9 protein-coding genes are annotated in these 12,427 nt (G+C 45.7%); 3 read left to right on the forward strand and 6 right to left on the reverse strand.

What is annotated here, in order from left to right:
* Window positions 1–9: 9 nt before the first annotated feature.
* From AACQ42_RS04330 to AACQ42_RS04340, 3 genes are all read right to left on the reverse strand, one after another.
* Entirely contained in the window at window positions 10–1,458 is a 1,449-nt protein-coding gene (locus AACQ42_RS04330) for a TolC family protein (RefSeq protein ID WP_094165631.1), read from the reverse strand.
* A gap of 82 nt (window positions 1,459–1,540) precedes the next feature.
* Entirely contained in the window at window positions 1,541–1,957 is a 417-nt protein-coding gene (locus AACQ42_RS04335) for a hypothetical protein (RefSeq protein WP_094165632.1), read from the reverse strand.
* A gap of 112 nt (window positions 1,958–2,069) precedes the next feature.
* A complete protein-coding gene (locus AACQ42_RS04340; RefSeq protein WP_094165633.1) occupies window positions 2,070–4,736 on the reverse strand; it encodes an ATP-binding protein in 2,667 nt (888 codons plus the stop codon).
* Between the two features lie 515 nt (window positions 4,737–5,251).
* On the opposite strand from AACQ42_RS04340, the gene AACQ42_RS04345 reads away from it, so the two are divergent.
* Window positions 5,252–6,694 (forward strand): glyceraldehyde-3-phosphate dehydrogenase, encoded by a 1,443-nt coding sequence (locus AACQ42_RS04345; protein ID WP_094165634.1) that lies wholly within the window; start codon window positions 5,252–5,254, stop codon window positions 6,692–6,694.
* A 106-nt stretch (window positions 6,695–6,800) separates the two neighbouring features.
* On the opposite strand, the gene AACQ42_RS04350 is transcribed toward AACQ42_RS04345, so the two are convergent.
* Both AACQ42_RS04350 and hcp read right to left on the reverse strand, forming a co-directional pair.
* Window positions 6,801–7,856 carry a hybrid-cluster NAD(P)-dependent oxidoreductase gene (locus AACQ42_RS04350; RefSeq protein ID WP_094165635.1) on the reverse strand — a complete coding sequence of 352 codons (1,056 nt, stop codon included), beginning with the start codon at window positions 7,854–7,856 and terminating at the stop codon, window positions 6,801–6,803.
* A gap of 95 nt (window positions 7,857–7,951) precedes the next feature.
* Entirely contained in the window at window positions 7,952–9,613 is a 1,662-nt protein-coding gene (gene hcp / locus AACQ42_RS04355; RefSeq protein WP_094165636.1) for a hydroxylamine reductase, read from the reverse strand.
* A 328-nt stretch (window positions 9,614–9,941) separates the two neighbouring features.
* Between hcp and AACQ42_RS04360 the strand changes: the two genes are divergently transcribed.
* On the forward strand, window positions 9,942–10,151 hold the full coding sequence (locus tag AACQ42_RS04360; RefSeq protein WP_017045072.1) for a hypothetical protein: 210 nt from the start codon (window positions 9,942–9,944) through the stop codon (window positions 10,149–10,151).
* A gap of 81 nt (window positions 10,152–10,232) precedes the next feature.
* On the opposite strand, the gene AACQ42_RS04365 is transcribed toward AACQ42_RS04360, so the two are convergent.
* Window positions 10,233–10,847, reverse strand: a complete 615-nt coding sequence (locus AACQ42_RS04365) for a LysE family translocator (protein WP_013868407.1) — start codon at window positions 10,845–10,847, stop codon at window positions 10,233–10,235.
* Window positions 10,848–11,038: 191 nt separating this feature from the next.
* Here AACQ42_RS04365 and yjeH point away from each other — a divergent pair, with 191 nt between their 5' ends.
* Window positions 11,039–12,316, forward strand: coding sequence for an L-methionine/branched-chain amino acid transporter (yjeH, locus tag AACQ42_RS04370; protein ID WP_094165637.1), 1,278 nt, complete (start codon window positions 11,039–11,041; stop codon window positions 12,314–12,316).
* Window positions 12,317–12,427 lie beyond the last annotated feature (111 nt).

Raw genomic sequence — 12,427 nt, forward strand, 5'->3', positions numbered from 1 at the left:
TGAGTTCTCCTACTTTTCTACAGGCGTAAGTGTTTCTAAAGAGGTAAGTTTTTCTACAGACGTAAATATTTCTACAGACGTAAGTGAAGGCGCACTAACTTGAAAATCGAACCCATTTAACAGATAAGCGAGGTTACTTTTGGTTAGATTTAAATCGGTCATTAGGCGCATTTGTTCTAATTGCAGCGCTAGTTCATCGCTGGCGGCACTGACGACATCATTAAACTGGGAGGTATTGTTTTCATAGCCTCTCTCAACCGCTTGAGTGCGGGCTTTCGCTTGCTTTAGTAAGGTGGTTTGATAGCGCGCTAAACGCTGTTCGAGGTTCGTTTTATCAACCAATAAGGCATTCACTTTGGCGTTCATCTGCGCCAATAGAACATCACGCTGTGATTTAGCCGCGACCACTTGATATTGCGCCGCAGCGTGGTTTCTATCTTGGCGGTTCCCTGTAAACAGCGGGATATCCATGGTAAGATAAGCACTGACCATATCGGCTGCGGGCCCACCTTGCATGCTGCTTGCTTGGCGATAGGCGTACATCACTTCGACACCAAACTGAGGTTGATAGGCCGTTTGTGCTATTTCGACTTGCGTTTGGTTGGTGTGAATTGTCGCTTCTGCCATGCCGACCATCGGGTGAGTGACCAATAAAGCATAGTGAGTGGTGCTGTCATTCATGGCCGCCAATTGCGCTTCCAAACGGGACCAGTTCACTGACTCTTCAGCGGCTAACATAGGCTGTTCAACCAACCAAGCGCTACCTAACCATTCGGATAATTGCGACACAATGCGTTGCTGCATTTGCTGATTGGCTTGTAATTTTTCATCCAACTTAGAAACTTGTAGCTGCGCTTGCAGCAGATCTTGCGCTTCGCTTTTACCTAATGAATAGTTCGTTTCAATAAAACCGACCAGCTCACGCATTAAGGTTTGGTTTGCCCGCACGATACGTTCAGCGCGTTGTTGGTAGCCTAACTCTAACCATAATTGAGTCATGCTGTTTGCCACTTCCAACTCACGTAAATTAACCTGAAGCGCAACGCCACTGGCTTGTTGCTTTGCTTTTTTCGCTTGTAATGCCAAGCTTGAACCCCGTTCAAACTGCTGCATTAAACCCACAGAAATGTTAGTCATAGGATCTTCATCAAACTTAAAACTATCAATGGGCAAACCACCAAAGCCAACTTTGATCTTAGGATCCATTAGGGTTGAACTGGCCATTCCAGTTTCTTGTATTGCTTGAGATTGAGCAAAATATTGCTTGCGGACGGCATCATTCGATAATGCAGCGTCAATCAGCTGAGCTAATTGTTTTGCATGCGAATCTGGCTGAGCCATCGCGGCTTGTGGGGCTGCATTCACCATCAAGGGGAATGACAAAACGCCCACTATACTGATCGACCAAGCGATCACAGAGAGTTTAAGGTTCACAATAAAATTCCATCTTTCATGCATCGCAAAAGGTTGAGATGCAACAGAGAGTCACGAACCTAGTTAAAGGCCGCACAAACACGCCATAGGCGTAATGAAAGGGAAATTAAACGATAGGGGGACGGTAAAGTGAGCGGGCGACCATCACAATGCCACGCGTTGCTTCTGCATTGATCAACAATAAAACCGCGTGAGGTGTGAAGGGTTGGTGTTCAGTGATAAAGAAAGCTAACGTGGTCATGCACATGACGCTACAACAGGAATCAACACCTTGGTAGCTGTGATCGATACAATCGTTACTCATCGCTGATGAAGTCATGTCACTTGCATCGGAATCATGGTGAGCGGCGCTCATATTTGAGCAGTGTTGCGGCGGGTTTGCATCGTCAGTCACTGAATGGGATACAACCGAACTCGGTGACATTGTGATCGCCATTAAAGGTGCACTAGACACTAAGCTTGAAGCAAGCAGCGTCATCATCACCAACATGGAAACCCAAATTGTATGCAGCGAAAGTTGCATATCCAATATCACTATCTGACTGAAAACTCTCACAGACTAAAGCTTGCCCTAGGGGTAAGGTCAATTAATTTAAATTTCGAAAATCGATAAAAATAGCGATTAGGCTATCTTCTCAAGAGTTCGCCACTTGCAGATCGCTAAAAATATCAAAAAGTTGCTTGGATTTATAAGGTTTGGGCAAATACGCATCCATGCCCGCGTCAAAGCAGCTTTTAATATCCTCCTCCAAAACGCTGGCGGTTAAGGCGATAATAGGCAATTTTTCAACGCCTTGCTCTTTTTCCCATTCGCGGATTTTCTTCGTCGCGGTTAAGCCATCCATCACTGGCATCATGCAGTCCATTAACACCGCAGCAAAATGTCCCCCTTGGGTGATGGCATCTACCGCTTCTTGCCCGTTGTTGGCCACCACATAACCAATCCCTGCTTTTTCAAGGAAGAAGCTGGCGATTTTTTGGTTCATCAAATTGTCTTCAACGATCAAAATACGCTTATGATTGCACTCTAAGTAGTCTAACTGACTCTCCTCGACTGGCGTTAAAAGCGTTTCTGTATCGGCCACTAATGCTTTGAGGGCACGTTCAAAACGCGCCCCTAAAAAAGGCAACGTGATACTTGCCTGCGCAAGATGAATTGCGTCTTTGTTGACGAACAAGTGATGCTGCAGAACCACTATTTTTGCACTTGAAAAATGCTCACGTAGCGCAATGAGATCCGATTGCACGCTGTGGCTTAAGCTTTGGCAATATAAAATACATACGGCGCTAAGCCCACTCTTGACTGCTTGTTCAACATCACGCGCTTCATTGAGTTGAATCCCCCATTGAACGCATTCACGCCGAATAGCGGATGAGTAGTTAGACATATTGGTAATTAACAACGCCTGCGTGGCAAGAGGCTCAACTTGCGGCTGATCTTCGGCAACCTCAATCGGGACGACAAATTCAAAGCAGCTACCTAAGCCTTTAGTGGACTGTACATGAATGTCACCCTGCATCAGATCGACTAATTGACGGCAGATAGCCAACCCTAACCCAGTCCCACCAAAGCGACGGGTAATACTGCTATCTTCTTGAATAAATGGATCAAAAATCGTGTTCAACATCTCTTTATCGATGCCACTTCCCGTATCGGATACAGCAAAACGTATCGAGGTTATATCGCCCGTTTCTAAGGTTAAACCCGTGTTGACATAACCATCTTTGGTAAATTTCACCGCATTGGACAACAAATTCATCAAGACCTGCTTCAGGCGATATTCATCCGCGATGATAAAACGAGGTAATGTAGGGTCGAGATAAATATTAAGCTCGATATGCTGGCTCAACGCTTTCGCGTTCACCAAGTTCACCGTGTCGTATACCAATTCAGCGAGTTCAAAGCGATGCGGAGCAAGCTCCAAGTTGCCTGATTCAATTTTAGATAAATCGAGAATATCGTTAATCAAGATCAGCAACGCTTGCGAAGAGGTATCAATATCGGCCAGGACTTCACGCTCATTCCCCGTAAACTCGCTGCGTGACAATATTTCAGTCATACCGATAATACCATTAAGAGGCGTTCGGATCTCATGCGACATATTGGCTAAGAACGCGCTTTTGGCTCGATTAGCGGCAATTGCCGCTTCCTTTGTTTCCACCAAAGCACTCTCGTACTGTTGCTGTTTCTCAATAATATGGTTGAGATTGATCGTAAAGCGGGAAAACTCATCTTTGCCATCAATCGGGATCTGTTCAATGCCGTTCTGCTTTTCACGCAATCGACTCATGGTATTGATGATCCGCTTGAGCTTTGACGAGATGCGAGATGAGGTACTTGCTCCTAGCACAAACAGCAGCGCCAACACGGCTAACAGCGATGCCGATATACTTAACATACCCATTTTTTCTTGCTGGAGACGCACATTCAGTTGAGCCGATAAGTGTTGGTTGACACTTTGCACCAGTTTATCTATCGCCAAGTAACGCTCTTCCACATTTTTGACATAAGAAGCTAATGCTTGAGGATCAGCTTCATTACTAACGATTTTTTCGCGAATCAAAGCGGCTTGGCGAAATTCAGGTTGCGTAAACAACTGCACCAGTTGTTCGAGTTGAGCGCCGTTATCAATGATACGTTCGAAGTATTGTTGCTGGCGCTCAACAGCTTGAAAGTATTCTGTTTGTCGAGATTGAAACACCTCTTGATCCATGGTTAATTCTTTGATTAACCACGCCTCTTTTTGCACCCAAAATGCAAACCAATGCAGGTCGCTATACACCAGATCCAAGGTATGAATATCAACAGGCGCAAGAAAACTGTTGGTTCTTTGCAGCTCGGCCATCACTTCATACAAAAGATTAAATACTTGGCGGCCTAATTCTAGGGTCTCGCTTTGTGAAGCCGACGGCAACTCATCCAACAAATGGTGAAGGTCAAGCACACGGTTTTCTATCAATGTACGGTTGCTTTTACTCCCAAAATGACTATTTGTAGAACCTGTATCCAGCACAATTTTATCCAGCGATTCAGCTAGCTCCTGCTTGAGCTGCGGCCGAGAGTCTTCGCTATTTTCGCTGCGCAACTTCGCACTTAGCAAGGTATAAAAAAGGGCTGAACTGGTAGTGACCTGATTGATTGCTCCAATCTTTTGGTTCAACACATGGTATGTGTCTAAACGGCTTTCAAATGGGAGGAATAGACGCCATGCCACAGCCAGAATAACCAGTGTTGGAATGAGGCAGAGTAAGAACAAGCGTGCCTTAATTGAGAAGTGGGTAAGTATTACCATTGTTATCATCCTTGGAAGTAATACATCCTAGCCAATGGTTAAATAGTAGACGCTATTTTATGCGTCTGCGCTCTTATTAAGATAAAACCAGCGCAGTAACGAAAGCATTGCGCGTCACGATTCATCCAATAAGCGTGATGGTGAATTAACCGAAAACTCACCACATTTTAAGATAACAATTTGAATCTAATCTCATTTTTATGAAAAAGAAAAACCATTCCACATCAAATATTTGAAGTAGACCATTATCATCACAAAATAAGTCGCGACTTTAGAATTTGTCAACATCTCTAACCACCGCCAAAAACCACTCAATACGCTGATTTTTACCTAGTTTTTAGTAAAAAATGTCGTCATTATTTTTGCTAGCAGAATAACCATTCCACATTTACAATCCGGCCACATAAAAACAACAATAAACATCGACTTGTATCTCAGCACAGATGACCGTGCAAGATACGCGTTCACCAGCCCTACACTGTGAACATTACTGCTTAACATAACGTGAAAGGTCCCAAGTCAATATGAGCCCAGAGAAACATCTCTCAGACTGGCAAGCCAGCCAAACGATTGCTGAATCCATGTCTCCCCTCATCGGTCAGCTTTATCGCCAACAAGGTGTTGAAGTGGTTTTATTTGGAAAAACACTCATCAACGCCACCACCATTGATATCATCAAGGCACATCGTGTTGTTCGTCGCTACACAGGTGAGGCGCTTTCAACCCAGCAAACGATGCCGATTTTACAAAAACTGACCACGCTTGCTCTGTCGCCATGTCGTATCGACATTGGCCAACTTGCTCATCAATTTTGGCAACAACATGATGATGAACATGGCCTTGAGGATTACCTGCTAACGGCGCTTAATGGTGCGTTGAATGGTGAAACACTCAGTGAGCCTAAGGATGTGGTGCTGTACGGTTTTGGTCGTATTGGTCGCTTGCTGACTCGTCTTTTGATAGAAAAAAGTGGCCCGGGCTATCCACTGCGCTTGCGAGCGATTGTCGTTCGTGGGGGTAAAGCAGGAGATTTAGAAAAACGGGCAAGCTTGCTACGCCGTGACTCAGTTCATGGCCAGTTTAACGGCAGCATCATCATCGATGAGGCTCGCAAGGCCATTATTGCCAACGGCAATTATATCCAAATCATCTACGCCAATAAGCCACAAGAGGTTGATTATTCACACTATGGTATTCATAACGCGTTAGTGGTCGACAATACTGGTGTTTGGCGTGATAGCGAAGGGCTTAGTCAACACTTGAACTGTCAAGGGGCAAGCAAGGTGCTGCTGACAGCACCCGGCAAAGGTGAGATTAAAAATATCGTGTTCGGCGTAAACCACGCTGATATTCAGCCCGAAGACACCATTATCTCAGCCGCCAGTTGCACCACCAACGCTATCACACCGGTATTGAAAGCAATTCATGATCAATATGGCGTACTTTCTGGCCATATCGAAACGGTGCACTCTTTTACTAATGATCAAAACCTTATCGACAATTTCCATTCTGGTGAACGACGTGGCCGCAGCGCATCGCTCAACATGGTGTTAACCTCAACGGGTGCCGCCAAAGCGGTTGCCAAAGCGTTACCTGAACTCGCTGGTAAGTTAACCGGTAATGCGATTCGTGTCCCCACGCCAAACGTGTCGATGGCCGTGGCTAACCTCAACTTAGCCAATGCAGTGAATAAGCAAGATCTCAACGCATATCTACGTGAAATGGCGCTTAGCTCGCCGCTTTCAGCGCAAATTGATTACACCGACTCAACAGAAATTGTCTCCAGTGATTTGGTTGGCTCTCGCCATGCTGGCGTAGTTGATGGCGCAGCGACGATCGCTCAAGATAACCGTTGCGTGCTCTACATTTGGTATGACAATGAATTTGGCTACAGCGGCCAAGTTGTACATTGTATGGAGCAGATGATGGGCGTTCGTTACCGAACTTTCCCAACTACCGCCCAGTAAACGGCTTAATATTATTTTTATCTCCACAACATAATAATAGTGAGTGTTTATCTCACCTCCCCCTGCTTGCCGCCTTTTGATATAAGGCGGCTTTTTTATGAAGCGATCAGTTCAATGAGACTTCAACGTCCGAAACTAATCTGCTCGAACACGCTAAGGCATAGCCTTGATCAATCTCTTGTGCACTCAATGTTTCGGTGCTCAAACGCTCGACCATACCCACCTTCACTTTGCATTTGCACGATCCGCATATCCCACTTCGGCAAGCCGCAATCACTGGTACGTTACCTTTCTCTAACGCATCGAGCAGTAAACTGCCCTTTTTCACGGTCACGGATGATGCAAACGCTGGCGTACTGACTGTCACCTCCTGAGGCTCAATCTCGTCTTGATCTGAGCTCTCTTGTTTGGGGTGGCTCACTTCGCTTTCATACACTGATGGCGTAAAACTCTCTTCAAAGAAGTGTGTCATATCAAAATTCAGCTGTTGTAGGTAGCTTTTAACATCTTGCATAAAACCAACGGGACCGCACAGATACACACTGCGCTCGGCAATATCAGGGCACAATCGGACTAACCAAGCCTGACTCAGCCGCCCTTGTGGATGCGAGCTACCCTTCGCCTCTTTGAGCAGAAGTTTTAAATGAAACTGCGGATAACATTGTGCCAGTTGTTGCAGCTCTGCGTAATAAATGGTGTCGGAAACACTTTTGGCGACATGAATAAAATCGATCTCAATGTCGCCTTGTCGCAGCCATTGTTGCGCCATAGCCATCACAGGGGTAACACCACAACCCGCACTGATCAGTGTCACTTTTCGTTTCGGCGCGCAATCTACACTGTTAAATGCACCCTGCGGTTGTAGCACCGAGACCGTATCGCCAACACTCAATGCATCGACAATATGGTTTGAAACCTTTCCACCTACTACTCGTTTAACCGTAAAGCGCAGAAAGTTTTGCTGTGGCATTGAACTGATGGAGTAAGCACGAAACGCCACGCCTTCTGGTAATTCAAAGCCTAAAGTTGCAAATTGACCCGGTTTAAAATGAAAGGCGCTCTCTTCTTTCGAGGCCAGTTCAAAACTGACGCTTTCCTCGGTTTCTGCCCATTTTTGGCGGCAAGTTAATTCAAGCACATCTTGGTAAGCCCAAGCTGACATACCCATCCCTCATACAATACTTTTTTCAAATCATGCTTTATTCAAACATCTTAAGCGGCATTAGGCTCTGAATACGCAGAGCCTAATGCTGACGATTACGCAGCCAAAATCGTTTTTAAATCATTCTCAGCAGTAGTAATTCCTCGTAGATCGAACTCTTGTTGCAAAATCTTCATCAAGTTTTCGGTGAGGAATGCTGGTGCGGTTGGGCCGGTATAAATTCCTTTCACACCTAACGCGAGTAGCGTCAGTAGAATAACAATCGCCTTTTGTTCAAACCAAGAAAGAACCAATGTCAGTGGGAGATCATTCACACCGCAATCAAACTCACTGGCCAGTGCGAGTGCCAGTTGAATCGCTGAATACGCATCGTTACATTGGCCAACATCTAATAACCGCGGTATGCCATTGATGTCACCAAATTGATTTTTATTGAAGCGGAATTTGCCACACGCCAACGTTAAAATAAGGCTATCTTCCGGCGCTTGCGTTGTGAAATCAGTGTAGTAACTGCGTTCAGATTTATCACCATCACAACCTCCCACCAGGAAGAAGTGCTTGATGTGGCCCTGTTTGACTTGTTCAATCACGGCTGGCGCGGCCGCCATTAATGCATTACGACCAAAACCAACCGTAATATGTTGCTCTATTTCATCGTGTTTAAAACCGGGCTGGGCTAACGCGCATTCGATCACTTCACTAAAATCGTCACCTTCAACATGTGCCACACCCGGCCAGCCGACAATACTGCGGGCAAATAGGCGGTCGGCATACTGCCCTACATTCGGGTTGAGCAAGCAGTTTGATGTCATCACGATTGCACCGGGGAAGTTAGCAAACTCTTTTTGCTGATTTTGCCAAGCGCTACCATAGTTGCCCACAAGATGCGGATATTTCTTTAGCTGCGGGTAAGCGTGAGCAGGCAACATCTCACCATTGGTATAGACATTAATGCCTTTGCCCTGAGTCTGTTGCAGAATTTTTTCCAGATCATGCAAGTCATGGCCTGAAACCAAGATGCACTTACCCGCTACCGTTTTCACATTGACGCTCGTAGGTTCAGGGTGACCAAAGGTTTCGGTTTCACCCATATCTAACATCTCCATAATGCGGTAATTGACCATACCAATTTGCATTGCCGTATCGAGTAACGCTTGTAGGTCAGTTGGATCAGTGCCAAGCCAAGCCATAATTTGGTGGTATTCAGCGTACACGGCTTGATCACTTTGGCCTAAAACGCGAGCGTGTTCTAAGTAAGCCGCCGCACCCTTTAACCCATATAAGCAAAGTAAACGCAAACCAATCACATCTTCATGTAGGCTTTCACGCCCACGGTTAACGGCCGCTATCGGTGCAAAGGCCAACAGAGCCTCTTTGGTCTGTGGTAATTCAAATTTGGCAGCAGCAGAGAGCTCAGGCAATTCAAATCCGACTAATACCGCAGCCGCTCTCACGTTCTCTTCCAAACGTTGACGGTACTGCGTGGAATCTTGAACGAGTTCAAGGATACGTTCAGGATCAAAATTGACATTGGTTAACGTGGCAAAGAAGGCTCTGGGAGCCCATTGGTCAATTTCTTGATCGATCACACCACACGCTCGACCTAAATTGGCCCAAAAAGAGACGCCCTGTAATGAATACACTAGTACATCTTGTAAGTCTGAAACTTCAGCCGTTTTACCGCACATGCCTTGAGAGTAGGCACAACCTTTTGCCACAGGGGTTTGAATGGTTTGTTCACATTGAATACAGAACATTATTTTAGCTCCAGTTATTTGAGGCGTGTCAATCACGCTTATTATCCGAAGCCTTTAGGGCATAATACATGCCAACATATAACAACTTGTTTTTAAAAAGAATAAATAAAAAACCACACAACAATAATGTCAATTTGACTACCAAAAATAACGAGCAAAGACACCAAGGTGTCAAAATGACTCAAAATTTGAACTACCTGTCAGAGTCCCAATATTATTGGGGGAATGAACGTCGTCCATACAACTCCAAAAATTAGAGACACAACATTCATGTTGGATTCATCTTGGCTGCGTTAACCTAGCTTCAATTCAGAAAGAGGTACAGGTTATGAATAGATTTATTGTGACTACATTTGCGCTGGTTGTAGGGTTTTTCGCGTTGATGCTGAGTTTGCTGCTCGCCATTCCTCTCGCTATTGCAGCGATCATCACTGGCAAACGTATAGAAAAGCAGCTCAAGCGCCACACCTTTACGTCAAAAAGCGGCTACGTTATTGAAGGTGAATATGAAGAAAAAACTCAAGCACACTATCGATGAAAACCCTATTCGCCCTCTTTCATTGGCACGGCGAAACTCATTAGAAGTGGGAGGCATTTCCTCCCGCTTTTTTGGTATTAGCTAAAGAGTCATGACGACACGGATGGCAAGCGCAATCAGTACTACGCCCGACAAACGGTCAATCAATACGGCACGCGCGCGCAGTTTATCGAGTAATATTGGGCTAGAAAGAATTAAGGTGATGAACGTATACCAAAGCCCATCCACTAAAAATGGTGTTAACACAATAATAGCTTTGCTACTCAGTTCGTTGCCGATGGCGACAAATTGACTGAATAACGCGATGAAAAATAGCGCGATTTTAGGACTAAGCAGAGAAATCAATAATCCCTCTTTAGCCGACTGCCACACACTGACCGTCTCACCCGATTCTAATTTAGCCGCCACGCCCCCTTTGGAACGTAATGCATTGATACCCAAATAGGCCAAATACAACGCGCCTGCATAGCCTACTGTCTTAAACAGTAAGGGGGATTGATGCAGTACAACCGCTAAGCCAATTAAGGTAATGAAGGCATAGACACCAATACCAAATGCGTGCGCCCACGCCGTTGCAAACCCATTTTTACGCCCACCAGCGAGGCTGTGTTTGGCCACCATAGCTAGGCTTGGCCCTGGCGACATCGCGCCTAAAATACAAATGGTAAATAGTGATAACCAAACGGTGAATGTCATGGATTTCTCGCTGTTGTTTCGGTGATTTAAGGTAATGACGATAACGAAATGACTCGCATAACGCTACCTGAATATGGCGCTGCCCAAACGGCCTGATATTGCAGGTTAGCCGTTGCACCCAATGGGCATAGGCAAACTGAGATAGATGCATATTATTTCGCTTCAGCGTATGCTAACCGCCAGAACGATATTTGGGAACGGAAGCCGTGAATAAGTTAAAACAAGAGATCACCTTGCTGTCTGGTATTGGACAACTTTCCACCACTTTAATGGGAACAGGGTTATTTATGATCCCAGCGATTGCCGCTGGTATTGCAGGTGAGCTCTCACTGTGGGCATGGCTACTGCTGTTTGTGGCGATTTGCCCGATTGCACTGACGTTTGCCGCTCTGGGTAAGCGTTACCCTAACGCCGGCGGAACCGCCTACTTTGTCCGCCAAGCTTTTAACGCTAAGTTGGAACGCTCGGTTGCTTGGCTTTTTGTCAGCGTGATCCCTGTCGGCGTTCCGGCCGCTGTCGCATTGGCGGCAGGCTTTGCTCAACAACTCCTCCCTGCGCCACTCAACTCGGCGATGATGGCGCAAGTATTAACCGTACTGTTGCTGATTGCGGTCAATTTGGCGGGCACCAAATCTTCCGGGCAGTTACAAACCGTTATTGCACTGAGCATTTTCGTATTAGTTGGTGCTTTTTTCTGGATAGGCGATGTTGGCGCTGCAGATTTAACCATGCCCGCACTCAGCACGGACAGTATTTGGCCGATTGGCGCCACACTCGGCGTGATGTTCTGGTGTTTTGTTGGCATTGAAGCGTTCGCTCATATGGGAGAAGAGTTTAAAAACCCACAGCGCGATTTTCCGATCGCGATCATTGTCGGCTGCTTTGTGGCTGGAATCACCTATTGGGCATGCTCGGTGGTCATCCTTAAATTTGGTGCGTATGGCAGCTCAGAATTTGATAGCACCTCCATTCCTTGGCTGAGCGAACAAATTTTTGGTAGCAGTTTGGCAACGGTGATAAGCCTTATCGGCTTTTTTGCATGCTTTGCGAGCATCAATTTATACACGCAAAGCTTATCTCGCATGGTGTGGGCACAAGCAAGGCAATATCGACCAGAAAGCGCAATCGCCAGAATTTCAATCCGCGGCGTCCCAGCCAATGCAACCATTGCTGTTGGAGTTGTATTAATGGCTTCTTGCCTGCTTGGTGAATGGTCTGGTCTTAATCTGGAATTTTTCCTAAAACTTGCGAATGGAATCTTTGTCTTAGTTTATCTGTTAGCGATGTTCGCCGCTTATAAATTGCTCAGTGGCATCAACAAACTGTTGGCGGCGATTTCGTTGATCCTCTGCACTGCGGTATTTATCTGCTTAGGCTGGTCAATGCTGTATGCTCTGACTATCTTCATTTTGCTCTCTTTACCTTGGCAACGTTTGGCAAGAAAAAGTCAGCCGAAGCAAGAGCTTTAACTTATCGCTTACCTTGCGGTATTACCGTGACCACTTAAGTGGGCATCATTCTGCAAATAAAAAATTTTGCCGAAATAAAAGGCTCTCAGTATAGAGAGCCTAAAAAATAGC

Source organism: Vibrio sp. V12_P9A6T4 (genome assembly GCF_963874835.1).
In the GTDB taxonomy this organism is placed as follows: Bacteria; Pseudomonadota; Gammaproteobacteria; order Enterobacterales; family Vibrionaceae; genus Vibrio; species Vibrio anguillarum.

What these genes read in the sequence shown, in the direction of transcription:
- AACQ42_RS04330 (WP_094165631.1), bottom strand. Translation starts at nt 1,458, where the DNA reads ATGCATGAAAGATGGAATTTTATTGTGAACCTTAAACTCTCTGTGATC.
- AACQ42_RS04335 (WP_094165632.1), bottom strand. Translation starts at nt 1,957, where the DNA reads ATGCAACTTTCGCTGCATACAATTTGGGTTTCCATGTTGGTGATGATG.
- AACQ42_RS04340 (WP_094165633.1), bottom strand. Translation starts at nt 4,736, where the DNA reads ATGATAACAATGGTAATACTTACCCACTTCTCAATTAAGGCACGCTTG.
- AACQ42_RS04345 (WP_094165634.1), top strand. Translation starts at nt 5,252, where the DNA reads ATGAGCCCAGAGAAACATCTCTCAGACTGGCAAGCCAGCCAAACGATT.
- AACQ42_RS04350 (WP_094165635.1), bottom strand. Translation starts at nt 7,856, where the DNA reads ATGTCAGCTTGGGCTTACCAAGATGTGCTTGAATTAACTTGCCGCCAA.
- hcp (WP_094165636.1), bottom strand. Translation starts at nt 9,613, where the DNA reads ATGTTCTGTATTCAATGTGAACAAACCATTCAAACCCCTGTGGCAAAA.
- AACQ42_RS04360 (WP_017045072.1), top strand. Translation starts at nt 9,942, where the DNA reads ATGAATAGATTTATTGTGACTACATTTGCGCTGGTTGTAGGGTTTTTC.
- AACQ42_RS04365 (WP_013868407.1), bottom strand. Translation starts at nt 10,847, where the DNA reads ATGACATTCACCGTTTGGTTATCACTATTTACCATTTGTATTTTAGGC.